General features: G+C 54.4%; 28 protein-coding genes. 19 read left to right on the forward strand and 9 right to left on the reverse strand.

Going from position 1 to position 26,048, the window contains the following annotated elements; translation table 11 throughout:
* The first annotated feature begins 32 nt into the window (after nt 1–32).
* On the forward strand, nt 33–428 hold the full coding sequence (locus FA91_RS14815; RefSeq protein ID WP_034916848.1) for a VOC family protein: 396 nt from the start codon (nt 33–35) through the stop codon (nt 426–428).
* Nucleotides 429–476: 48 nt separating this feature from the next.
* On the opposite strand, the gene FA91_RS14820 is transcribed toward FA91_RS14815, so the two are convergent.
* On the reverse strand, nt 477–926 hold the full coding sequence (locus FA91_RS14820; RefSeq protein WP_034916850.1) for a VOC family protein: 450 nt from the start codon (nt 924–926) through the stop codon (nt 477–479).
* Between the two features lie 442 nt (nt 927–1,368).
* On the opposite strand from FA91_RS14820, the gene FA91_RS20590 reads away from it, so the two are divergent.
* Nucleotides 1,369–1,851 (forward strand): NUDIX domain-containing protein, encoded by a 483-nt coding sequence (locus FA91_RS20590; RefSeq protein WP_072032310.1) that lies wholly within the window; start codon nt 1,369–1,371, stop codon nt 1,849–1,851.
* A 132-nt stretch (nt 1,852–1,983) separates the two neighbouring features.
* Here FA91_RS20590 and FA91_RS14825 read toward each other — a convergent pair whose 3' ends face one another.
* A complete protein-coding gene (locus tag FA91_RS14825; protein WP_034916853.1) occupies nt 1,984–2,739 on the reverse strand; it encodes an SDR family oxidoreductase in 756 nt (251 codons plus the stop codon).
* 136 nt (nt 2,740–2,875) lie between these two features.
* Here FA91_RS14825 and FA91_RS14830 point away from each other — a divergent pair, with 136 nt between their 5' ends.
* From FA91_RS14830 to ruvX, 7 genes are all read left to right on the forward strand, one after another.
* Nucleotides 2,876–3,472 carry a TetR/AcrR family transcriptional regulator gene (locus FA91_RS14830; RefSeq protein ID WP_034916854.1) on the forward strand — a complete coding sequence of 199 codons (597 nt, stop codon included), beginning with the start codon at nt 2,876–2,878 and terminating at the stop codon, nt 3,470–3,472.
* A 547-nt stretch (nt 3,473–4,019) separates the two neighbouring features.
* The gene (locus FA91_RS14835; protein WP_034916857.1) at nt 4,020–4,493 is read left to right on the forward strand and encodes a hypothetical protein; all 474 of its coding nucleotides are present in this window, start codon (nt 4,020–4,022) and stop codon (nt 4,491–4,493) included.
* Nucleotides 4,494–4,868: 375 nt separating this feature from the next.
* Nucleotides 4,869–5,582, forward strand: a complete 714-nt coding sequence (gene endA, locus FA91_RS14840) for a deoxyribonuclease I (protein ID WP_034916859.1) — start codon at nt 4,869–4,871, stop codon at nt 5,580–5,582.
* A gap of 71 nt (nt 5,583–5,653) precedes the next feature.
* Nucleotides 5,654–6,385, forward strand: coding sequence for a 16S rRNA (uracil(1498)-N(3))-methyltransferase (gene rsmE / locus FA91_RS14845; protein WP_034916860.1), 732 nt, complete (start codon nt 5,654–5,656; stop codon nt 6,383–6,385).
* A 77-nt stretch (nt 6,386–6,462) separates the two neighbouring features.
* Nucleotides 6,463–7,407, forward strand: a complete 945-nt coding sequence (gshB, locus tag FA91_RS14850; protein ID WP_034916862.1) for a glutathione synthase — start codon at nt 6,463–6,465, stop codon at nt 7,405–7,407.
* Nucleotides 7,408–7,484: 77 nt separating this feature from the next.
* Entirely contained in the window at nt 7,485–8,048 is a 564-nt protein-coding gene (locus FA91_RS14855) for a YqgE/AlgH family protein (protein ID WP_034916864.1), read from the forward strand.
* Nucleotides 8,048–8,464 carry a Holliday junction resolvase RuvX gene (gene ruvX, locus FA91_RS14860; RefSeq protein ID WP_197060501.1) on the forward strand — a complete coding sequence of 139 codons (417 nt, stop codon included), beginning with the start codon at nt 8,048–8,050 and terminating at the stop codon, nt 8,462–8,464. Before FA91_RS14855 ends, ruvX begins: the two co-directional genes overlap by 1 nt.
* A 24-nt stretch (nt 8,465–8,488) precedes the next feature.
* Here the strand turns inward: ruvX and FA91_RS14865 are convergent, their stop codons facing one another.
* From FA91_RS14865 to uxaC, 3 genes are all read right to left on the reverse strand, one after another.
* A complete protein-coding gene (locus tag FA91_RS14865) occupies nt 8,489–9,979 on the reverse strand; it encodes an altronate dehydratase family protein (protein ID WP_034916868.1) in 1,491 nt (496 codons plus the stop codon).
* A 10-nt stretch (nt 9,980–9,989) separates the two neighbouring features.
* On the reverse strand, nt 9,990–11,438 hold the full coding sequence (locus tag FA91_RS14870; RefSeq protein WP_034916870.1) for a tagaturonate reductase: 1,449 nt from the start codon (nt 11,436–11,438) through the stop codon (nt 9,990–9,992).
* A 112-nt stretch (nt 11,439–11,550) separates the two neighbouring features.
* A complete protein-coding gene (uxaC, locus tag FA91_RS14875; RefSeq protein ID WP_034916872.1) occupies nt 11,551–12,963 on the reverse strand; it encodes a glucuronate isomerase in 1,413 nt (470 codons plus the stop codon).
* A gap of 905 nt (nt 12,964–13,868) precedes the next feature.
* Between uxaC and FA91_RS14880 the strand changes: the two genes are divergently transcribed.
* Both FA91_RS14880 and exuR read left to right on the forward strand, forming a co-directional pair.
* Nucleotides 13,869–15,167: an MFS transporter gene (locus FA91_RS14880; protein WP_034916873.1), complete on the forward strand. Its 1,299-nt coding sequence runs from the start codon at nt 13,869–13,871 to the stop codon at nt 15,165–15,167.
* A gap of 178 nt (nt 15,168–15,345) precedes the next feature.
* Entirely contained in the window at nt 15,346–16,122 is a 777-nt protein-coding gene (gene exuR, locus FA91_RS14885) for a transcriptional regulator ExuR (RefSeq protein ID WP_034916875.1), read from the forward strand.
* Between the two features lie 18 nt (nt 16,123–16,140).
* Here exuR and FA91_RS14890 read toward each other — a convergent pair whose 3' ends face one another.
* The gene (locus FA91_RS14890; protein ID WP_034916877.1) at nt 16,141–17,136 is read right to left on the reverse strand and encodes a PilT/PilU family type 4a pilus ATPase; all 996 of its coding nucleotides are present in this window, start codon (nt 17,134–17,136) and stop codon (nt 16,141–16,143) included.
* A 14-nt stretch (nt 17,137–17,150) separates the two neighbouring features.
* Here FA91_RS14890 and FA91_RS14895 point away from each other — a divergent pair, with 14 nt between their 5' ends.
* The 5 genes from FA91_RS14895 to FA91_RS14915 all read left to right on the forward strand — a co-directional run bounded on the left by FA91_RS14895 (nt 17,151) and on the right by FA91_RS14915 (nt 21,488).
* Entirely contained in the window at nt 17,151–17,855 is a 705-nt protein-coding gene (locus tag FA91_RS14895; RefSeq protein WP_034916879.1) for a YggS family pyridoxal phosphate-dependent enzyme, read from the forward strand.
* Between the two features lie 8 nt (nt 17,856–17,863).
* A complete protein-coding gene (locus tag FA91_RS14900; protein WP_034916881.1) occupies nt 17,864–18,415 on the forward strand; it encodes a YggT family protein in 552 nt (183 codons plus the stop codon).
* A 25-nt stretch (nt 18,416–18,440) separates the two neighbouring features.
* Nucleotides 18,441–19,031, forward strand: coding sequence for an XTP/dITP diphosphatase (locus FA91_RS14905; protein WP_034916883.1), 591 nt, complete (start codon nt 18,441–18,443; stop codon nt 19,029–19,031).
* Nucleotides 19,028–20,164, forward strand: coding sequence for a radical SAM family heme chaperone HemW (gene hemW / locus FA91_RS14910; protein ID WP_034916884.1), 1,137 nt, complete (start codon nt 19,028–19,030; stop codon nt 20,162–20,164). The genes FA91_RS14905 and hemW overlap by 4 nt, the downstream gene beginning before the upstream one ends.
* Nucleotides 20,165–20,339: 175 nt before the next feature.
* Nucleotides 20,340–21,488, forward strand: coding sequence for an acyltransferase (locus FA91_RS14915; protein WP_034916885.1), 1,149 nt, complete (start codon nt 20,340–20,342; stop codon nt 21,486–21,488).
* Nucleotides 21,489–21,582: 94 nt separating this feature from the next.
* On the opposite strand, the gene FA91_RS14920 is transcribed toward FA91_RS14915, so the two are convergent.
* From FA91_RS14920 to trmB, 3 genes are read right to left on the reverse strand one after another with little or no spacing between them, the layout of a single operon-like run.
* Nucleotides 21,583–22,296 carry a DUF2884 domain-containing protein gene (locus FA91_RS14920; protein WP_034916886.1) on the reverse strand — a complete coding sequence of 238 codons (714 nt, stop codon included), beginning with the start codon at nt 22,294–22,296 and terminating at the stop codon, nt 21,583–21,585.
* 57 nt (nt 22,297–22,353) lie between these two features.
* Nucleotides 22,354–22,680 (reverse strand): YggL family protein, encoded by a 327-nt coding sequence (locus FA91_RS14925; RefSeq protein ID WP_034916888.1) that lies wholly within the window; start codon nt 22,678–22,680, stop codon nt 22,354–22,356.
* Nucleotides 22,680–23,399: a tRNA (guanosine(46)-N7)-methyltransferase TrmB gene (trmB, locus tag FA91_RS14930; RefSeq protein WP_034916889.1), complete on the reverse strand. Its 720-nt coding sequence runs from the start codon at nt 23,397–23,399 to the stop codon at nt 22,680–22,682. Before trmB ends, FA91_RS14925 begins: the two co-directional genes overlap by 1 nt.
* 151 nt (nt 23,400–23,550) lie before the next feature.
* On the opposite strand from trmB, the gene mutY reads away from it, so the two are divergent.
* The 3 genes from mutY to mltC are packed head-to-tail and all read left to right on the forward strand — an operon-like array spanning nt 23,551 to nt 26,042.
* The gene (mutY, locus tag FA91_RS14935) at nt 23,551–24,639 is read left to right on the forward strand and encodes an A/G-specific adenine glycosylase (protein WP_034916892.1); all 1,089 of its coding nucleotides are present in this window, start codon (nt 23,551–23,553) and stop codon (nt 24,637–24,639) included.
* Nucleotides 24,639–24,911 carry an oxidative damage protection protein gene (locus FA91_RS14940; protein WP_034916893.1) on the forward strand — a complete coding sequence of 91 codons (273 nt, stop codon included), beginning with the start codon at nt 24,639–24,641 and terminating at the stop codon, nt 24,909–24,911. Before mutY ends, FA91_RS14940 begins: the two co-directional genes overlap by 1 nt.
* A gap of 51 nt (nt 24,912–24,962) precedes the next feature.
* Nucleotides 24,963–26,042, forward strand: a complete 1,080-nt coding sequence (gene mltC / locus FA91_RS14945) for a membrane-bound lytic murein transglycosylase MltC (protein ID WP_034919385.1) — start codon at nt 24,963–24,965, stop codon at nt 26,040–26,042.
* Nucleotides 26,043–26,048: the final 6 nt, after the last annotated feature.

The raw sequence follows: 26,048 nt of genomic DNA on the forward strand, positions 1-26,048 counted from the left end.
TAGGTAAATCAGGGCAAAAAAGGGAGGTGTCTATGGCATTGCAGCATCTGAGGATAGCCAGACCTGTCAGCGCACTCAGTAAAAGCTGTGGAATGTACTGTAACGGGCTTGGAATAGAAAAAATCGGTGCTTTTACAGATCACGATGGATTCAGCGGATACATGTTAGGACTGGACGGCTTGTCCTGGCACCTTGAGTTTACCCAGTGCCATCATCATCCGGTGCTACCTTCACCCTCAAATGAAGATCTCCTGGTTCTGTACATTCCTGAGAAAGACAGTTGGCGAACCACCTGTGAAAATATGGATAATGCTGGCTTCGCCAGAGTTAAATCATTCAATCCCTACTGGGACCGCGATGGCGTTACCTTCGAAGATACGGATGGATACAGGGTTGTTATCCAAAACATGCACTGGGGCAAGCTCTGAGTTCCGTCCGTGGCCGGGTTGTTATGGTAAATCCGGGTGACTCCCATACTACAAAGGGGTAATCGCAGGCCCGGAATTTTTGATTTCGCGTTTACCTAAATGTTGATAAAAGCGAAGTAAGTAACCATCAGGATCTGCAACAATAAACTGACGATTCCCGCTTTCCTCTGCATCTACACGATACCAGCGATCCTCTACAGGAAGGTATAGGCCAATCCCATGCTGAGACAGAGACTTTAACAAAGTAGTAACTGAGGGAACCAGAATCTGAACGTTCAGTCCTCTTCCGTATGGGTAGCTGGTTGGCTGATGCCCTTCATCAAACGTCCGGCCTTGACCTATCTGGTCAATCATGAGTTCTGCTTCACCCAGCTTTAGGTAACAGAAGCCCTCTTCGGAGCGTTCATATACGCATTTGAAGCCAAGGATCTGACAGTAAAATCTTTTTGAATCACGCCAGTCAGATACGGCAAACTCGGGCACTAGAGCACTGCTCATGGTGTTAACTCCGTTTCCTATTTCAGTTGTTTCTCAACCGGTACAGCATACAACGGGCAGGTTGAGGTTCGTTAGCGGGATGTTATGGTACATCCGGGATACAAGAGAGGGGGAATTGGTGAAACCTTTGAGACCGGAACCACCTCCGTTCAGGTGAGTGTTTATCATGCCGGAATTCTGTTTCTGAATGGAGCGGGATTTCGGGTCAGGATCAGTTAGATGCAGCGTCAGCGGCATGAAGGAACCAACTAAGGGTTCACTGGCGCCGGTCGCGCAGCGCAGCCGCCATGCTATGACAGATTTCTCAAATCCAACTTTTTATGCCAGGTTAACCCTGACGATCCTTCAGCTGTGAGCGATAAGCGGATGTTAAGTCGGGTTAAAGTTGTTAGAAAATGCCAGCCTGATGGTGACTCAGGCTCTGTTTATCTAAGGTGGCTTTGTGCGTATTCGTCCCTCATCACGATTGATAATCCTCTCGCCTGAAAATCATGTGCTGCTCTTTAGCTTTTGTCATAAAAATGATGCTCTGACTGGCAAATCATACTGGGCAACACCGGGTGGTGGGCTTGAACGCAATGAATCTTTCGAGCAGGCTGCTTTACGTGAGTTGTTTGAAGAAACAGGTCTGACAAGAAGTACCACAGGACCGCAGATATCATCCAGGTCCTTCACAATGATGTTGCCAAGTGGAGAAACGGTTCTCGCAGAAGAACGTTTCTTTATTTTCGATACAGATAAATCAGATATCGATCGCTCAGGTTGGAGCAGTACTGAAAAAGCAGTCATTCGCGACCATCATTGGTGGACATTAGAAGAGCTCAGAAACACCGGTGAAACTATATTCCCACTGGAATTGATCATTAACATTCTTGAAAGCAATTTACCGGACGCCTCAACATTTACCGCATCGCGGTGTATTTAATGTCCGCTATGAGCGAGTAACAGACATTAGTATTTAATTAAAAGGCTACTTTAAACAGCCTTTTATCCAGAGATCAAAACAAGTCTTCGTTATGCTAAGCATTCAGCCATGACTTGTGCTTCCAACCGGAGATTAAGCGGTGAAACCGCCATTGACGTCTATGACTGAGCCAGTAATGAAACCGGCATCGGGTCCGGCGAGATATAGTATTGCTGAGGCGACTTCTTCAACCGCCGCGAAACGCTGGATAGCATGTGAGCCCATGACAATCGGAGGAAGGTGCCCTTTGGAGCCAGCAGCCATATCGGTATCCATCATGCCTGCCTGTACAATGTTAACCGTAATATTTCGTGCTCCAAGGTCCCGTGCGGCACCCTTAGAGTATGCAACAATCGCAGCTTTACTGGCTGCGTAATCGGTCGTACCAGGGAACGCAATACGAGTGCCCAATCCAGAGCCAACGGAAATGATTCGGCCTCCTTCTGGCAACACTCTGGCTGCGGCGCGGATAGTAGATATCACGCCAATAGTGTTAATGGTCCACTGCTTATCCATCGCAACATTATCAATATCTGGTGCATCAATTTTTTTACCCTGCCATGCAACAGCAGCGTTGTTGACAAGAATATCAAGCTGACCGAGCCGTTCCATCACCTCCTGAATCAAAGGATCAGATGAAGTCGGATCGCCCTGATCGGCTTTAATGGCAATCGCCCGCACACCTTTAGCCATCAGCTTATCCACCACTGCCAGTGCCTTATCCTCTGAGGATACGTAGCTGATGGCGATATCTGCGCCCTGATCGGCAAGAGTGCCAGCAATAACAGCGCCAAGTCCACGCGATCCGCCCGTGACCAGGGCTACTTTTCCGGTTAGTTTTCTCGACATTTCTTTATCCTGATTGGGCATGAAAGGTATAACCAATATGATACCATTAGGTATAGTATCGAACGGTATTTTAATTTACTCCAGCGGTCAAGAGTTTTATACTAAACGGTATTAAAAAATTGAACCGGAGTTGGCAATGGGGCGTCACAGACAATTCGATGAAAATGATGCGCTTGAGAGTGCGCTTGCTGTTTTCTGGCAGAAGGGTTACGAAGGCACCTCGCTTGACGATCTGACACAAGCGACAGGTGTTGCCCGTCCGGGCCTGTACTCTGCATTTGGCAATAAAGAGCAACTTTTTCTTAAAGCCCTGGACTTGTACGAAGCCAAATATATGGGGTTTATGTTAGATGCTTTAAAAGCAGCGACATCTCGGTTGGTAGTGGAACGTATTCTGAATGGATCTGCTTCATTACAGACAAGAAACTCTTCTCACTTGGGGTGTCTGGGCATAAATGGGGCTTTGGCTTGTTCTGAAGACGCGGAAAACATTCGCTGTGAGTTAATCCGACGTCGGACAGCCAATGAAGCAGCATTGATAAATAGATTTGAAAAAGCCAGACAGGAAGGGGATCTGGCTGAATCACAGGATTGCAAGGCATTGGCCTCATTCATTATGGTTCTGTCACAGGGAATGGCAGTTCAGGCAAAAGCAGGCGTCTCGCGTAAAACCTTAAATGGCATGATTGAACATGCGCTGGCAACATGGCCCTCACCGGCGGTGACAAAATGATTTAACACATCAATTAATTAATCCTGCTTTGATTAATATCGCAAATAAAGGATCATAAACTTTCAAGTTTGATCAAACGGCCGTTTTTGGCACAAATCCGCCATCTGATACGCGACAGGCGGCTATAAGCTCTTCCTGGCGAACAGTAATGCCAATTAATGGAGTCAGCATGTAGCCGCTCGTCTTGACGGCCATACTCCCGGATGACTATCGCTGAGGTTTGGCCTGGCAATTAAGTGTGGTTCGCATTCTTCAGCCTCCCACTTCCGTCATTTCTGTTGTCTCAAGCCGTTCATCTATACTGACTATTGCAATGGTCATTTGCACAGGAGGCCGCGCCCTATTCAGTATTCTCATTATGCTGACAAAGTAAGACGCGCATCGGCTGTAAAATCCTTATGACATTGCAAGATGCAACCCAGCGCTCAAATGAAAATCGTTTAAATAACGTGACCGTGTAAACACGTTAAGTAAACAGAGTGTTCCTGGCTTACGCCCCAATAAAGCTTAAAAAATAAAACACTTCGATTTATCCGGGAGATAACTAATGAAAATAACTAAGTTTGTTTATTCCGCCTTAATTGGCCTTGTTGCCAGCTGCCGTTCTATGACGCCGATGGCGGCCCTCGCTGCAGCACGCCTTGCCAGGCGCGGCACATCGGGCAATCTCGTGCTGCTGGACCGTCCGCTATTTAAATACGGCGCGTTAGCAATGGGTGTAGGTGAGCTATTTGGCGACAAGATGAAGTCAGCGCCAGACCGCACCGTGTTTTTGGGCTTGTCAGCACGTGTGGCCAGTGCAGGGATTGCGGGCGCCGCGTTGGCGCCCAGCGGAGAAGAAAAAACCGGGGCAGCGGTCGCTATCTCTGCCGCTGTGCCCCTTGCCTATATCACGCTTGCGGCACGCAAAAAGGCCATGGCAGAAATGGGGCAGACCAGGAGTGGCCTGATTGAAGATACGCTCATCGTCGCTATCGGAGCAGCTGTTGTTTTCTTCGCAACACGTCCAAATCGTATTTAAACGTACTCAGTCTTCAAAGGATGATATCTGCGAGCCATCATGAAGGAGTCGTAACTGCTTCTGGCCCATGGCGGACATAGCGTCTCCTTAGCATTCTCTCTCAAAGTTTTTCAGGCTGGCGAGCAGTGCGCAGCCTGCCCCTGTATGCCGCTTCAGCGATATGGAGGCGCCAGATGGAGTAACATAAGGCTTAGAGGCTAAACGGTGCCGTACGTCCGGCGCAGCCGGTTGATGACTCATAAAATTTGCCAATCCATCCCCCTCTCCTCGTATGCTAGTTTCGCAAAAATATCCGGCCGCTTTTCGACCCTAATTTCCTAAAAATGCGCATATTTGCTACTCTCGCTGCCCCGTTTTCATTCAGTGTTTTGGAATATGCTCCGCAAATTTATTATCGGCTTACCTGCGACTCTTCTGTTTACCGCCTGTTTCGCCCACGCGCTCAGCGCTGGCACCTTCCGGCAAAACAACTTCAGCCAGGCCAAAACCTGGGCGGCAAAGATTAACGCCGACGCGCCCGGTAGTTTTTACTGCGGCTGTAAAATTCACTGGCAGGGGAAGAAAGGCGTACCGGATTTGGCCTCCTGCGGCTATCAGGTACGTAAAAATGCCCATCGCGCGCAGCGTATTGAATGGGAGCATATTGTTCCCGCCTGGAGCTTCGGCCACCAGCGACAGTGCTGGCAGCAGGGCGGCAGAAAGCAGTGCGCGAAAGATCCGGTTTACCGCCGCATCGAATCGGATTTACACAATCTCCAGCCCGCCATTGGCGAGGTCAACGGCGATCGCGGCAACTTTATGTACAGCCAGTGGCGAGGCGGCGAAGGTCAGTACGGCCAGTGCGAAATGAAAGTCGATTTCAGGTATAAACAGGCAGAGCCGCCCGCCCGCGCCAGAGGCGCTATCGCCCGCACCTGGTTCTATATGCGCGATCGGTATCAGCTGGCGATGTCGAAACAGCAGACGCAGCTTATGGACGTCTGGAATCGGCAATATCCGGCAACCGCCTGGGAGTGCGAACGCGATAACCGCATCGCGCGCGTACAGGGAAACCATAATCCCTATGTACAGCGCGCTTGCCAGCGGTAAAATCACTGGCCTAAACTTAACCCTATTCCGGGCTGCAAAACAGTGCAGCCTGCAACGTAATCAGGACTTCCATGCGCATACCCCGCATTTTTCATCCCGAAACTCTTCCGTCGGGCGGCGAAATCGACCTCAGCGACGAGGCGGCAAATCATGTCGGTCGCGTGCTGCGAATGGGTGTCGGCCAGGCCCTGGAATTGTTCGATGGCAGTAATCTGACTTTTCCCGCCGAAATCGTGCAGGCCGATAAGAAAAAAGTGCGCGTTGCGGTGAGAGAAAGCCGTCAGGATGACCGTGAGTCGCCGCTTCATCTGCATTTAGGCCAGGTGATGTCGCGCGGTGAGAAGATGGAGTTCACCATTCAGAAGGCGGTCGAATTGGGGGTAAATGTCATTACCCCCTTGTTTTCTGAGCGCTGTGGCGTAAAGCTTGACGCCGAAAGACTGGCGAAAAAAATCCATCAGTGGCAAAAGATCGTCATCGCGGCCTGCGAACAGTGCGGCAGAAACCGTATTCCACAGGTTCGTGAAGCAATGACGCTGGAGACCTGGTGCGCCGAACAGGAAGCGGGCCTGAAGTTGAACCTGCATCCGCGCGCCAGTCAAAGTATCAATACGCTGCCGCTGCCCGTTGAGCGCGTGCGCCTGCTGATCGGCCCTGAAGGCGGCCTTTCTGCCGATGAAATCGCCATGACCTCACGCTACGGTTTTACCGATATTCTTTTAGGCCCGCGTGTTTTACGCACGGAAACCACTGCGTTGACCGCGATCACCGCGCTTCAGGTTCGCTTTGGCGATGTGGGGTAGCGCTACGGCGGGCGTTGAGGTTATAAAAATTTATCTGGGCCCTGCCTCCCTGAAACAGGCACCCACTGGAGAATAAAATGATCAAGCTTGGCATTGTGATGGACCCGATTAGCGGCATCAATATTAAGAAAGACACCAGCTTCGCCATGTTGCTGGAGGCGCAGCGTCGTGGTTACGAAATTCACTATATGGAGATGAGCGATCTCTTCCTGCGCGGCGGCGAAGCGCGGGCGCGCACCCGCAAGCTGAGCGTTGAGCAGAATTATGACGGCTGGTACACCTTCGGCAGCGAGCAAACCATCGCGCTGGCCGATCTGGACGTGGTGCTGATGCGGAAAGATCCGCCGTTCGATACCGAGTTCATCTATGCAACCTACATCCTTGAGCGCGCGGAAGAAAAAGGCACGCTGATTGTCAACAAGCCGCAAAGCCTGCGCGACTGCAATGAAAAGCTCTATACCGCCTGGTTTGCGGAACTGACGCCGGATACGCTGGTCTCACGAAGTGCTCAGCAGATCCGCGAGTTCTGGCAGGAGCATGGCGATATCATTCTGAAACCGCTGGACGGCATGGGCGGTGCGTCTATTTTCCGCGTGAAAAAAGAAGATCCCAACCTGTCGGTGATTATCGAAACGCTGACTGAACACGGTAACTTTTACTGCATGGCGCAAAATTACCTGCCCGCCATTAAAGAAGGCGACAAGCGCGTGCTGGTCGTCGATGGCGAGCCGGTGCCATATTGCCTGGCACGTATTCCGAAGTCAGGTGAAACGCGCGGCAACCTTGCCGCCGGCGGCCGTGGTGAAGCCCGTCCGCTGACCGAAAGCGACTGGGCAATTGCCCGTCGTGTTGGCCCTTCGCTTAAGGCGAAAGGTCTGATTTTTGTAGGCCTGGACATCATTGGCGATAAGCTGACAGAAATTAATGTCACCAGCCCAACCTGCGTCCGTGAGATCGAGGCCGCATTCCCGATTTCAATTACGGGTATGCTTATGGATGCCATTGAAAAACGTCTTGCCTGAGGGATCGCGCGGGATCCCGGATATTAACCCGCTAGCCGCGCGCCTTGCGCGGCTAACCTGAATACAGAAGCTTGATAATGAATTTACAGCATCATTTTCTCATTGCGATGCCTGGGCTACAGGATCCTCTTTTTAAACGCTCGGTGGTCTATATCTGCGAGCATAATGACGAAGGGGCAATGGGCTTGATTGTGAATAAGCCTATGGAAAATCTTAACGTCGACGGCATGCTGACCAGGCTCAAAATTATGCCGACGCCGCGCGCGCCTGAAACAAAACTCGACAAGCCGGTGTTCGCGGGTGGCCCGCTGGCGGAAGATCGCGGATTCATTCTGCACTCGGCGCAGCGTACTTTTGCCTCCAGCATTCGCGTCTCTGATAATACCGTTATCACCACCTCGCGCGACGTGCTTGAAACGCTGGGCACGCCGGAGCAGCCAGACAGCGTGCTGGTTGCGTTGGGGTACTGCGCGTGGGAAAAAGATCAGCTTGAAGAGGAACTGCTGGAAAACGCGTGGCTGACCACCCCTGCCAACAGCAACATTCTGTTCCAGACGCCCATTGCTGAACGCTGGCGTGAAGCAGCTAAAAGCATTGGCGTAGATATCCATACGCTCACCAGCGACGCAGGTCACGCCTGATGTCGCATCAGACGCTGTTGGCATTTGATTTCGGCACTAAAAGCATCGGCGTGGCCATTGGTCAGCAGCTTACCGGCACCGCGCGAGCGCTGAATGCCATCAAGGCGCAGGATGGCATTCCGGACTGGAGTAAAGTCGAGCTTCTGTTAAAAGAGTGGCAGCCTGATGCGGTAGTAGTGGGTCTGCCGCTCAATATGGACGGCACCGAGCAGCCATTGACGGCCAGAGCGCGCAAGTTTGCTAACCGCCTTCACGGCCGTTTTGGCATACAGGTTCATCTGCACGATGAGCGGCTGAGTACCGTCGAAGCCAGGGCCGATCTCTTCTCGCGAGGCGGCTTTCGCGCGCTGAACAAAGGCAGCGTGGATTCGCTCTCGGCGGTGATTATTCTTGAAAGCTGGTTTGGCCTCGCCTGAACGCTTCAGGCAAGACCGCTTCTGCTACAGCGTGACGCCGCTTTTAAAAATGGCTAACTCACGAAAGTCGTTCAGCTCATTTTTTGCTTTGCTGCCGTCCGCTATTGCCACAATCAGATCGACAAACTCCTCCAGTAGCTGATTCATACTGACATCGTGGATCAGTCGTCCGGCATCAAAATCGATCCAGTGCGGTTTTTTCGCCGCCAGTTCGCTGTTGGTGGCCAGTTTCACCGTCGGCACAAACCCGCCATAGGGCGTGCCCCGCCCGGTGCTGAACAGCACCATATGACAGCCCGCGCCCGCCAGCGCGCTGGTCGCTACCGCGTCGTTGCCCGGCGCGCTCAGCAGGTTGAGGCCAGGCGTACTCAGCCGCTCGCCGTACTTCAGCACGTCCATTACCGGGCTCTGTCCGGCCTTCTGCGTACAGCCGAGGGACTTCTCTTCCAGCGTGGTAATACCGCCCGCTTTGTTGCCCGGCGACGGATTTTCGTAAATGGGCTGATGATGTTCGATAAAGTATTGCTTAAAGTCATTGACCATCTGCACGGTCTTTTCAAACGTCTGCTCATCGCGGCACCGGCTCATCAGGATGCGCTCCGCGCCAAACATTTCCGGCACTTCCGTCAGCACCGAGGTGCCGCCGTTTGCGATAACGTAATCGGAAAAGCGCCCCAGCAGCGGATTGGCGGTGATACCTGACAATCCGTCCGAGCCGCCGCACTCCAGACCAAACTTCAGTTCGCTGAGCCTGCCGCGTTCGCGCCTGTCGTTACGCATAACGGCGTAGAGTTCACGCAGCCGCACCAGGCCCGCCTCAACCTCATCATCAAATTTTTGCAGCGTCATAAAACGCACGCGCTCGTCATCGATGTCGCCCAGGGTTTCGCGGAATACGTCCACCTGATTGTTTTCGCAACCAAGACCGATGACCAGCACCGCCCCGGCATTCGGATGGCGCACCATATTTTGCAGCATGGTGCGGGTGTTAATGTGATCGTCGCCAAGCTGCGAGCAGCCAAACGGATGGGTAAAGAGATAGACGCCGTCGATCCCTTCGGCGTCGTTGGTTTCTTTTAAAAAACGCGTCTGGATCTGGCGGGCAATACCGTTCACGCAGCCCACGGTCGGGATCAGCCACAGTTCGTTGCGAATGCCCACCTGGCCGTTTTTACGGCGGAAGATCTGCACGTCGCGATCGGCTGGCTGCGCAGGCACGCTGACAAACGCCGGCCGGTACTGATAGCTATCCAGATCGCTTAAATTGGTTTTACCATTTTGCGAATGAATATGCGTCCCGGCTGCAATAGTCGTTTTCGCATGGCCAATCGGCAGGCCGTATTTGATGATATCCTCCCCTTCCGCGATGGTGCGCAGGGCAAATTTATGCCCGCGCGCAACGGGCTGCGCCAGCACAACCGCGTAGTCGCCCACCTGCACCCGATCGCCGGTGTCAAGATCGCGCAGGGCGACGGCGACGTTATCAGTGGTATGAATCTGAATAATACTTTGCATAGTGACTCTCTTAGCGATATGACGCCAGCGCCTCGCGCATGCCGCGATCTTCAATGGACTGCAACTGTTGGATCACGGCGGCGGTCAGACCCGGAACGGTATTGAGATCGCATCCCCAATGGTTTTCATCAGCCAGAACCGTTTCCACCAGTTCAGAAAGCGCGATCTCGCCGTTTCGCACGCCGCTCCACAGAGCAGAAAAACGACTCAGCCAGTGAGCATCATCCTGCAACGGATAGTTTTCGCCGTTGCGTTCACCACGGTAAAACGCCAGCAGCGCCGCCAGCGCGAAAGTGAGACGCGGAGGCAGCGTCTGATATTTTTGCTGGCTTGCCAGAAGCTGCGGCAGGATGCGGGTGCGATATTTGGTCATGCCGTTCAGCGCAATCGACAACAGCTGATGCTGGATAAACGGATTGCGGAAACGGCTGAGCACCGCCTGCGCGAATGAGCTCAGCTCCTCCTGCGGCAGATCCAGCACCGGCGCAATATCTTCAGCAATCGCCTGCTCAACGAACCGGCTGATTTGCGCGTCGTTCATCGCTTCGCCAACGGTGTTCAGTCCGGCCAGAAAGGCCACCGGCACCAGCGCGGTGTGCGCGCCGTTAAGAATGGCCACTTTGCGCGCTTTATAGGGCTTGATATCGTCCACCAGACGAATATTGAGCGGCAGCCGATCCAGACGCAGCGCCTGCGCCAGGTTTTTCGGCCCCTGAATGACAAACAGGTAGAAGTGCTCAGCGCTGTCGAGGAAGCTGTCTTTGTAGCCGAGTTCGTTTTCCAGCGACTCAGCCTCGCTGCGCGGATAGCCGGTCACGATGCGATCCACCAGCGTCGAGCAGAAGGTATTGCTCTCTTCAAGCCAGCGGGTGAAGGCAGCGGGCAGCGCCCACTGGCGGGCGTAGCGCAGCACCAGTTCGCGAAGCGCGTCGCCGTTGTAGTCAATCAGCTCGCACGGCAGCAGGATCAAGCCTTTGTCCGCTGCGCCGTCAAAGTGCATGAAGCGCTCGAATAGCAGGCGGGTCAGCTTGGCGGGGAAGCTGGCAGGCGGCGCGTCTTCCAGCCGGTCTTCAGCAACATAGCTGATGCCTGCCTCGGTCGTATTGGAGAAAACAAACCGGATATCAGGGTTACGCGCCAGCGCCAGATAGTCGTCAAACTGTTGATAAATATTGATTTCGCGATTCACGGAACGAACGATGCGGGTTTCGCGTACCGCTTCACCCTGCTCGTTCAGTCCGCTGATAATCGTGGTGTAGAGCCCATCCTGCGTGCTCAGCGACGGCGGGAAATCGGTGTCGATCGGCCGTACGATAACGATACCCGCATCAAGATCGGTATGTTCATTCAGCAGATCTATCTGCCAGTCGACAAATGCCCGCAGAAAGTTGCCCTCGCCGAACTGAATAATTTTGTCGGGATGCTGGCGGCCTGGAAAGTCACGGCGATTTAATTGCATATCATCTCTACCTTAATTTGCTCGCACGCCGGTCTTTGAGGAGAGGTTTGCTCTCCGCCGTCGCTGTCAAAGGGGGATTCAGGCGCACGAGCAGCCGCACGCCTGTTTGCTGTCAGTTCAGTTCGATTTGGAAGTACTGTTTGGCGTTATCAAAACAGATGTTTCTCACCATGCCGCCGAGCAGTTCGATATCCGCCGGTGCTTCACCTTCTTCCACCCAGCGGCCAATCATCTGGCACAGCACGCGGCGGAAATACTCGTGCCGGGTGTATGAAAGGAAGCTGCGGCTGTCGGTCAGCATGCCAATAAAGCGGCTGAGCAGACCAAGATTGGCAAGCTGCGTCATCTGCCGCTGCATACCGTCTTTCTGATCGTTGAACCACCAGCCCGAACCAAACTGCATGCGCCCTGGCATTCCTTCTCCCTGGAAGTTGCCGACCATAGTGCCGATGACTTCGTTATCACGCGGGTTCAGACAGTAAAGAATGGTTTTCGGCAGGCCGCCGGCCAGCCCCTGCGCGCCGAGCAGTCTGGAGAGCGGTTCCGCCAGCGGCTGGTCGTTAATGGAGTCAAAGCCCACGTCCGCGCCAATCAGCTGGAACATCCGGGTATTGTTATTACGCAGCGCGCCGATGTGATACTGCTGCACCCAATCGCGGCGCTGATACTCTGCCGCCAGCCAGATCAGGACGCCGGTCTTGAACTGGGCGATCTCCTCCTGATTTAGCATCGCGCCGCTGAGGCGACGTGAGAGAATACCGTCCAGCGTTGCGTCATCCGCTTCGCCGTACACCACCACGTCCAGCGCGTGATCGGAGACTTTACAACCGTGTGCGGCAAAGTGGTCCATGCGTTTTTTCAGCGCGTCGCACAGGTCGCTGAAGCGGGTTATCGACACGTCAGCCGCCTGCTCCAGCCTGCTGACGTATTCGCCAAAGGTTTCCGCCTCGATGTTGAAGGCTTTGTCCGGCCGCCAGCTCGGCAGCACTTTGATATCAAAGCTACCGTCCTGCGCAATCGCTTTATGGTGCTCGAGCGAATCAACAGGATCGTCGGTGGTGCCGACCAGCTTAACGTTCATTTGCTTCATGATGCCGCGCGCGCTGAAGTTCTCCTGCGCCAGCAGCGCATTACCGCGCTGCCAAATTTCATCTGCCGTTTGCGGTGAAAGCAGTTTGCCCGTAATACCGAAGGGACGGCGTAGTTCTAAATGTGTCCAGTGATACAGCGGGTTGCCGATAGTGTGTGGAACGGTCGCCGCCCAGGCGTCAAACTTCTCGCGGTCGCTGGCATCGCCGGTGCACATCCGCTCCGGAATGCCGTTGGTACGCATCGCACGCCATTTATAGTGATCGCCTTTCAGCCAGACATCGTACAAATTTTTGAACTGATAATTTTGCGCGATCTGCTCCGGCGGCAGATGGCAGTGATAATCAAAAATGGGCTCATCCCTGGCATAGTCGTGATAGAGACGACGGGCAATATCCGTGCTGAGCAGGAAGTCTTCCGTTAAAAACTGCGTCATTTTTCGTTCCTCGTCATGAACTCTTCAGATTTCGTTAAAGTTATCATACCAATTAAGTGGACCGTTCCGAATCCTGATAATGCAGAGCATTTTTAAGAAAACGGCCTCTTAGTGTATGAATCAATTAATTCACTGTTACCTATGATTTTTGCGGGTGATCAGGCTTGAGGCACATTATCCACACAACCTGCGGGTCATATTGTGATGCTCGTCAAACTTTAAATCTGTATAACAAGTTTATTAATTTGACGGAGGAGTGACGTGTTTGCTTTGAATAGGTGCACGAGAGGAAAAAAGCGTAAAATGAAAAATACCTCTATAAATTATTATTTATCAGCAAATTATAAAATAAAAACTTAGGAAAAAATCCTGTCTCGTTGAAAAATCACCAGGCCTTAGATGTAATCAATATGTAATCTTATTACACCAGTAAGGTTTAAAAATGGCGAATAATGATGTTAATCAGGCGCCTCATAATGTGAGTAAGATCGCCCTATTTTATCTTTATTGTTTTATATCATAGTGTTGAATGTTATTTAAAAAACTTAAATAAACGCCCACTTTAAATATGGTTTTGTGATGTCATTCAAATTTTAAATTTGTATGACAAGTTATCTTTGCACCGCCCGGACAACAACGCAGAGAAGACCCTTATCGTTGTCCGCGCAAACTTTTCGGGCGCGGTTGATCTGGCGGCGTAGTCACCGTTCAGAACGTTCACCGGGCCTGATGAGGCTGATAACAACAAAACGATACGCAAGGTAACGGGCAGCTCCCCAGCGAAGTTTTCTGGCGGCGAGGTTCCCGAAAACACATTAAGTCATGGCCAGTGGCGCAGGTGAAATGCAATGCGCCCTTATGGCCGCCTGTCGCCATCGACGGAATACGAACTGGGAGAGAGTTAAATGCGTAAGATCAGAGGGTTGCGCTGGTACATGATCGCACTGGTAACAGTCGGTACCGTTCTGGGCTACTTAACACGTAACGCCGTTGCCGTCGCAGCGCCCACGTTGCAGGAGCAGCTTCACATTACCACGCAGCAATATTCCTACATCATTGCTGCTTACTCAGCCTGCTATACGGTGATGCAGCCAATAGCAGGTTATATCCTTGACGTGCTGGGCACAAAAATCGGCTACGCCATGTTTGCGCTCTTATGGGCCGTATTTTGTATGGCGACGGCGCTGGCAAGCAGTTGGGGCGGCCTCGCCCTTGGCCGCGCAGCGGTAGGCGCGGCGGAAGCAGCGATGATCCCGGCGGGTCTGAAGGCCAGTAGCGAATGGTTCCCTGCGAAAGAACGCTCTATCGCCGTGGGTTACTTTAACGTTGGTTCATCCATTGGCGGCATGATTGCGCCTCCTCTGGTGGTGTGGGCCATCGTAATGCACAGCTGGCAGTTAGCGTTCGTCATTACCGGCGCGCTGAGCCTGATATGGGCAGTCTGCTGGCTGATTTTCTATAAGCATCCTAAAGACCAGAAGAAACTCAGCGGTGAAGAGCGCGACTATATTCTCAGCGGTCAGGAAGCGCAGCATCAAACCTCAAATGCGAAAAAAATGACGGCCTGGCAGATCCTGCGTAACCGACAGTTCTGGGGCATCGCGCTGCCACGCTTTCTGGCCGAGCCCGCATGGGGCACCTTCAACGCCTGGATCCCGCTGTTTATGTTCAAGGTTTACGGCTTCAATCTGAAAGAGATTGCCATGTTTGCCTGGATGCCGATGCTGTTTGCCGATCTCGGCTGTATTCTTGGTGGTTATTTGCCTCCGCTGTTTCAGAAGTACTTTCACGTGAATCTGATCGTCTCTCGTAAGCTGGTGGTGACCATGGGCGCGGTGCTGATGATAGGTCCGGGCATGATCGGCCTGTTTACCAGCCCTTACGTTGCTATTGGCCTGTTGTGCATCGGCGGTTTCGCTCATCAGTCGCTCTCAGGTGCGCTTATCACTCTGTCATCGGACGTATTTGGCCGTAACGAAGTGGCGACGGCCAACGGGCTAACCGGCATGGCCGCGTGGATGGCGAGCACTATGTTTGCGCTGGTGGTCGGCGCGCTGGCTGATACGCTTGGTTTCAGTCCGCTGTTTGCCGCACTGGCCGTCTTTGATTTGATGGGCGCGGTTATCATCTGGACGGTATTGCAGAACCGTTCGGCTATTGAGCCGGCGCCTGCGCAGATTAAGGCCAAAACGGCGGATGCCTGATACGCGCTGTTTCGCCCGGCAGCGCAGGTTGCCGGGCTCTGCTTTTTCGCTTTGCTCCCCTCTCTTTCTGTAAAGTGCACGGTGCATCAATGTTTCGTAAAACGTATACTGCTACTTGTATAACAGGTTTACCCGATACAGGGTTGTTGCAGGCTTTACTACTTTAAAGAGCACCCACATGGAATCCACAGACACCAGACGTCTCTATCAACAGCTGGCCGCCACGCTCAGGAAACGCATTGAGTCCGGGCAGTATGCGGTTGGCGAAAAGCTTCCCGCTGAACGTCTGATCTCTGACGAAATGAATGTCAGCCGAACCGTGGTACGTGAAGCGATTATTATGTTGGAAGTTGAAGGATTCGTGGAGGTGCGCAAAGGTTCGGGCATTCACGTGATGTCTAATCAGCAGCGTCATCTGGTGGTCGCAGACAGCGGCAGCGAGTTCGGCACCGCCGGCCCTTTTGAACTGCTCCAGGCGCGTCAGTTGATTGAAAGCAATATCGCCGAGTTTGCCGCCACGCAGGTCACCCGGCAGGATATTATGCAACTGATGGAGATTCAGGAGCACGCGCGCCAGGAAGACCGGTTTCGCGACTCCGAATGGGATCTGAAGTTTCATATTCAGGTTGCGCAGGCGACGCAAAACAGCGCCCTGGCGACCATTGTTGAGAAAATGTGGAGCCAGCGGCTGCATAATCCCTACTGGCGCAAGCTGCATGAGCACATCGACGAGAGATCGATCGAGAGCTGGTGTGAAGAGCATGATGTGATCCTCAAAGCGCTGATCCGCCGCGATCCTTACGCGGCCAAGCTGGCGATGTGGCAGCATCTGGAAAACACCAAGCAGATGCTGTTCCGCGCCACCACCGACGATTACGAGTTCAACGTTGACCGTTATCTCTACGCTGAAAATCCCGTCGTGCATCTTGATCCGCCGGTTGCGAATTCAAAATAGCCTGCTGACGACGGAGGGTTAGTCGATCAATCCCTGCCTGCGGCGCTCCGCGAGGCTCTGCTCAAAGGTCTGCATTCCGGCCTGCATGCCGGTCTGTAGCGTGGCGGGTAGCTGATAGGTTTTGCCTTCCCGAATTAAATTCGCTACCGCCGTGCTGTTCAACAACACCTCAAACAGCGCCACTCTGCCCGCTTGCTTTGAGGGCACCAGACGCTGGGCGATCACCGCGCGCAGGCTGCCCGCCAGCTGGCTGCGGATCATGCTTTTTTCTTCACCGGGGAAAGCATCAATCAGCCGCTCCGTTGCCTGCGCCGCATCGCGCGTATGCAGCGTAGCCAGCACAAGATGCCCGGTTTCCGCCGCCGTCAGCGCCAGTCTGATTGTCTCGCCGTCGCGGATCTCCCCCAGCAGGATAACATCGGGATCTTCACGTAGCGCACCGCGCAGTCCCTCGCTGAAAGAGGCGCAGTGCCGCCCTATCTCACGCTGTTGGATCAGTGATTGCTGACTGTGATGAATAAACTCAATGGGATCTTCCAGCGTAATGATATGGCGATCCTGCTGCGCGTTCAGCGCGCCAGTCAGCGCCGCCAGCGTGGTTGACTTGCCGCTGCCGGTAGCACCGGTGACCAGCACCAGTCCTTCCCGTAGCTGAAGCAGCGCCGACACCGCAGGCGGAAGCCGCAGCGACGCCAGCGACGGGCAGTCGCACGCAATCACACGCATGGCCAGCGACAGCCCGAGCCGCTGCTGAAAGAAGTTGGCGCGCAGCCGGGTGCCGTCGGCCATGGTCAGCGCCAAATCGACCTGCCCGCGACTCTGCAACTCCGCTTGCTGCGCAGTATCCAGCCAGGCGCGGGCCAGCGCATCCAACGCCGCTGCGCTTAGCGGCTGACAGCCCCTGATTTTTTCCAGCCGCCCTTCTCGTCGCCAGAATGGCGAATGGTCGCTGCACAGGTGTAGATCCCCCGCTTTATGCTTTACACTAAGGGCCACCATCTCTTCAATATCCATATTTTTCCCTGACTATGAGCCTGATTCAGCACAATCTACAGCATGTCCGCGAACGGATCTCAGCGGCGGCGCAGCGTTGCGGCCGCTCTCCACAAGAAGTTACGCTTCTTGCAGTGAGTAAAACAAAACCTGCGAGCGCGGTCGAAGAAGCGGCGATCGCCGGGCAGCACTGCTTCGGAGAAAACTACGTACAGGAAGGCGTTGATAAAATCCTGGCATTGAACCCGGAACTTGAATGGCACTTTATCGGCCCGCTGCAATCCAATAAAAGCCGTCTGGTGGCGGAGCATTTTGACTGGTGCCACACGGTGGATCGCTTTAAGATCGCCGCGCGCCTGAATGAGCAGCGCCCCGACAGCCTGCCGCCGCTGAATATCCTGATCCAAATAAATATCAGCGATGAAAGCAGTAAATCTGGCATTATGCCGGAAGCGCTTAACGAACTGGCGGCGGCCATCGCACCGCTTTCGCGCCTTCGGCTGCGCGGGCTGATGGCTATACCGGCGCCGGAAGCGGATTATCAGCGTCAACTGGCCGTGTGTCAGCAGATGGCGGATATTTTCAACACGTTAAAACAGCATTATCCCTCCGTTGATACGCTCTCTCTGGGAATGAGCGACGATATGGATGCGGCAATTGCGGCAGGCAGTACGATGGTGCGTATCGGCACCGCTATTTTTGGCGCGCGTGATTACGCCGCCGCTCACAACAATAACTGAGGAACCTCATGCTGACGCTGACTTTTCTGGTAACAACCGTGATCAATCTATACGTCAAAGTGTTGTTACTGCGCATCTGGATGCAGTGGGCGAGATGTGATTTTTATAACCCGTTTTCACAGTTTGTCGTGAAAATCACCCAGCCGGTTATCGGGCCGCTTCGGCGCGTGATCCCGGCAATCGGGCCACTTGATACCGCATCGCTGCTGCTGGCCTACGTCCTTAATGTGCTGCTGTTCGTGCTGGTCTTTGCGTTACAAAGCCGGATGTTTATTTTTGATCCGGTGTTTCTCTATTTCGGCCTGGTGGCGCTGGTTAAAGCTGCGGGCGTGCTGGTGTTCTGGATCATTATCATCCGTTCGTTGATGAGCTGGATTAGCCAGGGACGCAACCCGGTGGATTATGTTCTGCTTCAGCTTACCGAGCCGCTGATGGCGCCCTTCCGCCGTATCATTCCGGCAATGGGCGGCATCGACTTTTCAGCCATGGCGGTCATTCTTATCCTTTACCTGCTGAACTATCTGGGCATGGATCTCATCCCAGGCTGGACGCAGCTGTAATTTTTTACTGGCATCAGGATCTGTTATGCAAAAAGTTGTACTCGCTACCGGCAATCCGGGCAAAGTGCGTGAGCTGGCCGATTTACTGGCTGCGTTCGGGCTGGATATCGTGGCGCAAACCGGGCTTGGCGTTACGTCGGCCGAGGAAACCGGCCAGACTTTTATCGAAAACGCGATTCTTAAAGCGCGCCACGCGGCAGCGATTACCGGTCTGCCCGCTATCGCCGACGACTCCGGTCTGGCGGTGAATGCGCTGGGCGGCGCGCCCGGCGTCTGGTCTGCACGTTACGCAGGTGAAGAGGCGACCGACCAGCAAAACCTGCAAAAGCTGCTGAGCGCGCTGGAATCGGTGCCGGACGGCCAGCGTCAGGCACAGTTTCACTGCGTGCTGGTTTACATGCGTAGCGCTGCCGATCCGACTCCGCTGGTGTTTCATGGGCAGTGGGAAGGCGAAATCAGCCGTACCGAGGCCGGTACGGGCGGCTTTGGTTACGATCCCATTTTCTATGTTCCCGCGCTTGGCAAAACCGCAGCCGAACTGACTCGCGAGGAGAAGCGCGCCGTTTCCCATCGCGGCAAAGCGCTGACGCTGCTGCTGGATGCGCTGGGCAGATGAGGTTTCCCCCGCTCAGTCTCTACATTCATATCCCCTGGTGCGTGCAGAAGTGCCCCTATTGCGACTTCAATTCTCACGCGCTGAAGGGCGACGTGCCGCATGAAGAGTACGTCCGGCATCTGCTGGCGGATCTTGATGCGGATCTACCGCTGACGGCGGGCCGTGAAGTAAGCACGATTTTTATCGGCGGCGGTACGCCAAGCCTGCTCAGCAGCGCAGCAATGCAGATGCTGCTGGACGGCGTCCGCGCCAGGCTGCCGCTGCGGCCCGATGCGGAGGTAACCATGGAAGCCAATCCGGGCACCGTGGAGGCCGACCGCTTCAGCGGCTATCAGCGCGCCGGGATCAACCGTATCTCAATCGGCGTGCAGAGCTTCAGCCAGCCGAAGCTTGAGCGGCTGGGGCGCATTCACGGGCCTGATGAGGCGAAGCGCGCGGCGCTGCTGGCGGAAAGTCTCGGCCTGCGCAGTTTCAACCTCGATCTGATGCATGGCCTGCCCGATCAGTCGCTGGAGGAGGCGCTGGACGATCTGCGTCAGGCAATTGCGCTCAATCCGCCGCATTTATCGTGGTATCAACTGACCATTGAGCCGAACACGCTGTTTGCCTCGCGTCCGCCGGTGCTGCCCGATGACGATGCGCTGTGGGACATATTCGAGCAGGGCGACAGGCTGTTGACGGCGGCGGGCTACCAGCAGTATGAAACGTCAGCCTACGCCAAACCGGGTTACCGCTGTGAACACAATCTCAATTACTGGCGCTTTGGCGACTATCTGGGGATTGGCTGCGGCGCGCACGGCAAGCTGACCCAGGCCGACGGGCGGATCGTCCGCACCCGCAAAACCCGCCATCCGCGCGGTTTTATGGCAGGAAACTATCTGGATGCGCAGTATGACGTAGCCGAAAGCGAAAAGCCGTTCGAGTTTTTTATGAACCGCTTCCGTCTACTTGAACCCGCGCCACGCGTGGAATTTGCTCAGTTAACCGGCCTGCCGGAGCAGACGATTCGGCCACAGATCGACGAGGCGCTGGCGAAAGGTTACCTGACTGAAACCACGGAGAACTGGCAGGTCACGGAGAAAGGAAAGCTGTTTTTGAATTCGCTACTCGAATTGTTCCTGGCCGACGATTAAACGAAAACGGCGACAGGCATGTCTTGCCGCTCCGCTTTAAGCGGACGAAACGGGCTTTGGGCTTAAGGAAAGTCTTATAAGTCCGGCCCGCTCTGAGTAACAATGGCATCGTGGAGAACAATTCTTTAGGCTGTCGCGGTATGTAAATTTACGTAAACCACGACAGAGGTATAACATGTCAACGACTCGGGGCTGGTCAACGGAGCTGGAAGGATTACGCGGGATTGCGTCTCTTTGGGTGCTGATAGGTCATATCAGTCTGCTGGTAAACTGCCACATCAAACTTATCTCTTCCCCCGGCATAGGTGTCGATCTCTTTATTCTGCTCTCAGGCTACCTGATGGCAAAAAACTATATCGAACGCCGCGAGAAAGAGCCATGGACCGCAACCAGTACAATCAGGAAATTCTGGACGCGCCGTTTCTTTCGCATCGCGCCACTCTATTATCTGCTGCTGGTGATAGCGCTGGCGGGCGGTCACTGGTTCGGTGAAATGCGTGATATTATTGCGCATTATTATCCGGGAACCGCGACCGAAACCTCCCGCTATGCCGATCGGTCGCTGGCCAATATTTTAACGCACTTCAGTTTTGTTTACGGCGTCCTGCCCGCGTACAGCTTCAACACCGTGCTGCCTGACTGGAGCATCGGGCTGGAAATGCAGTTCTATGTTCTTTTCCCTTTCATCATGCTGATTACCCTGCGCTTCGGTTACGGCCCGACGCTTATTGCATTGATGGCGCTGTGCTGCGTGGGGCGCTTTGTGTTTGCGGATTACTACGAAGCCTTTCCTATGCCTTCGTTAATTCTGATTAAGCTGAATATTTTTCTCTCCGGCATGTTGCTGGCCGAAGCGGTTCGCAACAGAAAGATCCTCTATGTCGCACTCGCTCTGCTCGGCCCGGTCGCCAGCGTGGTCATCGGGCTTGAAGCGATTAAACTTCAGGTGGTAATGGAAGTGGCGATGATCCTCGGTATGGCGGCCATTCTCTGGCAGCATCCGCCGCACAGCGCGACAGCTTCGCTTGTCCGCCTGCCGCGTAAGCTGCTTAATAATCCGCTCAGTACCTGGCTCGGTGATGTTTCCTACTCGGTCTATCTGCTGCACCTGCTGATTGTTATTCCTGCCATCGGCTTAATGCTGCACTATCACGGGCTGAGCAACCATAGCGCGCTGGCGCGTTTCGCCATCATCAGCGCGATCGCTGTTCCGGTGGTTTATCTGCTGGCGACCCTGCTCTATCATTTCGTCGAGAAGCCCGGCGTCAAACTGGGTAAACGCATGCTGGCGTCTCCTGAAAGAATGCAGCGCCAGCCGGGTTAATCGCTTCCGCTATGGCAAGAACCGGCAAAAAAAATCCGCAAACGCAGCGTTTCCGGATTGAAATTATCGCCAGACCCGCCCACCGGCGGGTCGATTATTTAAGCGTGCTCACCAGCGCCTTACGCTGTGCCTCAAGCGCAGTGACGCGATTGCAGACTTCATGACCAAAATTCTGGAAATCCTGCTCCTGATTACGCCATTCCGCCTGAATCGCCTGCTGTAAACCGCCCAGATTGCCCATCATCGCCTGAAGCGGATTATCGCTTTTACCTGCACTGCTGCTGCCCATCTCGTTCAGGCTGTCCTGCACCACGCCGCCCATGGCGTTCTGCACCAGTTTTTCGCCATCCTGACGAACCTGCTCAATCGCCTGATGATGGAAGGTCAGGCCGTCGCTGCGGTGTTCAATGATGCGATTCATCTGCTGTTTAAGCTGCGTATCCAGCGAGGTCAGCCGATTGCGCACGTTGCTGTTCTGCCCAAGCTTATCGACGATAACGCCATCCAGCGCCGTTCGTCCTTTTTCCAGACGCTGGCGCGCGCCCTGATCGACCCACGGCAGATCGCGTCGCAGCGCGGCCTGATAATCAATCGCCTTCTGCCGCGATTCGGCGTTAACCTTCACCGCTTCGCCATTGCGCTGCACCTCGCCGGTAGGCGAAATCACCAGGTTGCCGCTGGCGCCCACCACCTGCACGGATTGCGGCGAAATGACAATGTCATCCTGCGGGTTCACGCTGCACTGATAATCTGCCTGCGCCTGACCCGCTGCCAGAAGCAACGCGCCCATCATCATCGCTTTACGCATGTTACTGTCTCCTGAAGAGAGGAAGCCGTGTTGCTCCATCGGACATCTGTTAAGGTATCAGCCCCACCAGACGTCAAAAAGTTCGGTCACCTGCACGTTGCTAAGTTTGCGGTCTTCCAGCCATTTGCGCACCAGCTCGCGGTGCTCTTCGGTACATTTTCCGGTCTGTTGCAGGCAGACCAGCCCTTCCCACTGCAAATAGCCGCTGCCGTCAAAGGCCAGGCCGTTGGGTTCGATCGCTTCATTAATCAGCGCGTCGACGGTTTCGTCGATAGTTTCGCTGCTGCTGCCCTCCGGGAAACTGAACGCCACCGAGAAGCCCAGCTCCTGAAACTCATCAATGTGCATTTTCTTGCGTAAACGACGACTGCGTTGGGTAGCCATTATTTAATCCTCTCAAACATCAGATCCCAAACACCGTGGCCCAGACGCTGGCCGCGCTGCTCAAATTTTGTTAGTGGACGCGTTTCCGGACGCGGCACGTAATCCTGCGTCGCCGACTGATTTTTATAACCTTCGATGCTGCTCATGACGTCGAGCATATGCTGCGCGTAGGCCTCCCAGTCGGTTGCCATATGAAATACGCCGCCGGGCTTGAGTTTGCGCATCACCAGCTCAGCGAACGGCACCTGCACGATACGGCGCTTGTTGTGGCGCGCTTTATGCCAGGGATCGGGGAAGAATAGCTGCACCATCAGCAGCGAATTATCCGGGATCATCTTCTCCAGCACGTCGACCGCATCGTGGCACATAACGCGCAGATTCTCCACGCCCGCTTCCTGCGCGCTGGCCAGGCAGGCGCCTACGCCCGGCGAATGCACTTCAATACCCAGAAAATTCTGCTGCGGTTTGACCTGCGCCATACTCACCAACGACGCGCCCATACCAAAACCGATTTCCAGCACCACCGGCGCATCGCGACCAAAAAGAGCCGCCAGGTCAACGGGTTGAGGCTGGTACTCCACGCCCATCACAGGCCACAGCGTATCCAGCGCCTGCTGCTGACCTTTGGTCAGCCGGCCCTGACGACGAACGAAGCTACGAATACGGCGCATTGGCCGTCCGTTTTCATCAAACTCCGGTGAAATGACATCATTATTCATATTTCTGCCTGCTGGTCTGCGATATCTGGAAAACGGGCATTATGCAAAGTTACGCCGGTTAAGCAAGCCCCGGAAACTTCCGGTTTACAGCATAGTTGGTCTGTGCTGGAATCCCAGCCAGATTTTCAACTATCGGGGAAACCTCTTTAATATGATGCAGGCGCCGCAGTTCTCACGGCAGGTCCTGGACTGGTATCAGCGGTTTGGCCGCAAAACCCTTCCCTGGCAGCTCGAAAAAACGCCTTATAAAGTCTGGCTCTCCGAAGTGATGCTGCAACAGACGCAGGTCGCCACGGTTATCCCCTATTTTCAACGCTTTATGGCGCGTTTCCCGACGGTTACCGATCTGGCGAACGCGCCGCTGGATGAAGTGCTGCATCTGTGGACCGGCCTTGGCTACTACGCCCGCGCGCGCAACCTGCATAAAGCGGCTAAAACAGTGGCGGAAAAGCACGGCGGCGTTTTCCCACAAACCTTTGACGCGGTGGCGGATCTGCCCGGCGTTGGCCGTTCGACCGCTGGCGCCATTCTTTCACTGGCGCTGGGCCAGCATTTCCCGATTCTTGACGGTAACGTGAAGCGGGTGCTGGCGCGCAGCGCAGCCGTTTCCGGCTGGCCGGGCAGAAAAGAGGTAGAGAAGCGGCTGTGGCAGCTCAGCGAGGCGGTGACGCCGGCTGAGGGCGTGAGCCAGTTTAATCAGGCGATGATGGATCTCGGCGCGACGGTCTGCACGCGATCGCGTCCGAAATGCGAAATCTGTCCGCTCAATAACGGCTGCATCGCTTACGCCCACGGCACCTGGGCCAGCTACCCCGGCAAAAAACCAAAGCAGATCCTGCCGGAAAGAACCGGCTGGATGCTGATGATGCAGCACGGCGATAACGTCTGGCTTGAACAGCGTCCGCCGGTCGGCCTGTGGGGCGGACTGTTTTGCTTCCCGCAGTTTGCCACCGAGCCGGAGCTGCAAGCGTGGTTGCATCAGCGCCACATTGACCCGGGCAAAATGCAACAGGGCATCGCCTTTCGCCACACCTTCAGCCATTTCCATCTGGACATTGTGCCAATGTGGCTGGCGCTGCCTTCAGCGGGCGCGGCAATGGATGAAGGCGCAGGTCTCTGGTATAACTTAGCGCAGCCGCCGTCAGTCGGGCTGGCCGCTCCGGTGGAACGCCTGCTACAACAGTTGCGTCAGCCGCAACAGATCGCAATGAGCATGCGCGCAACAGAAGAGGAAGAGTAATGAGCAGAACTATTTTTTGCACGTTCCTGCAACGTGACGCTGAAGGTCAGGACTTTCAGCTCTACCCCGGCGAAACGGGTAAACGTATCTATAATGAGATCTCGAAAGAGGCCTGGTCGCAGTGGATGAGCAAGCAGACCATGCTGATTAATGAGAAGAAACTGAGCATGATGAACCCGGACGATCGCAAACAGCTTGAGCAGGAGATGATCAAGTTTCTGTTTGAAGGTCATGACGTACACATCGAAGGTTACACCCCGCCAGAAGAATAATCGTTGGGCCTCATCAATGAGGCCCGCTCAATTTGGGCGATGCAGAATAAGATGAATAAAAAGCTGATAGGTTTGCTGGTTATTGCCCCGCTGTTGATATCCTGTTCCGGTAACAAAAAAGCGGCTTTTCACGAAGAATGGGTGAAGGATACCAACGGATTTGACATTTTAATGGGCCAGTTTGCCCATAATATTGAAAATATCTGGGGCATCAATGAAGTGTTGATCGCCGGTCCTAAAGACTACGTAAAATACAGCGATCAATATTACACACGCAGCCACATTAACTTCGACGCGGGCTCCATCACCATTGAAACCATCGCCGGAACCGATCCGACGGCCAGCCTGCGTCAGGCGATTATTACCACCCTGCTGGTTGGCGAAGATCCCGGCAATGTCGATCTCTACTCCGACGCCAACGATATCCAGTTGGGTAAAGAGCCGCTGCTTTACGGGCAGGTACTGGACAACACCGGTCAGGCAATCCGCTGGCAGGGCCGTGCGGCAAGCTTTGCGGACTACCTGATCCAGAACAAGCTCCAGCGGCGCCAGTCCGGTCTGCACGTCATCTGGTCGGTCACCATTCCGATGGTGCCAAACCATCTGGATAAGCGTGCGCATAAATACCTGCCGATGGTGCGCGAAGCCGCCGCCAAATATGGCGTCGATCAGTCGCTGATCCTGGCGATTATGCAGATTGAATCCAGCTTCAACCCTTACGCGGTCAGCCATTCGGACGCGCTCGGTCTGATGCAGGTGGTTCAGCACACTGCGGGCGTCGATGTTTTCCGTATGAAGGGCAAATGGGGCAAGCCGAGCCGCAGCTATCTGCTCGATCCTGAAAATAATATCGATGCAGGAACGGCCTATCTTTCCCTGCTTCAGGGCAGCTATCTGTCAGGGATCGCCAATCCGACGTCGCGTCGCTACGCGGTGATCACCGCCTATAACGGCGGCGCTGGCAGCGTGCTGCGCGTCTTCTCCAGCGATAAGAATCGGGCGTTCGATAATATTAACACGCTGTCGCCGTCTGAAGTGTATCAGACGCTCGCCACCCGCCACCCTTCCGCCGAATCACGTCGTTACCTTTACAAGGTCAGCAACGCGCAGAAGAGCTATCACCGTTATTAGCGCATA

Source organism: Erwinia sp. 9145, from assembly GCF_000745075.1.
GTDB classification, from domain to species: Bacteria; Pseudomonadota; Gammaproteobacteria; order Enterobacterales; family Enterobacteriaceae; genus Erwinia; species Erwinia oleae.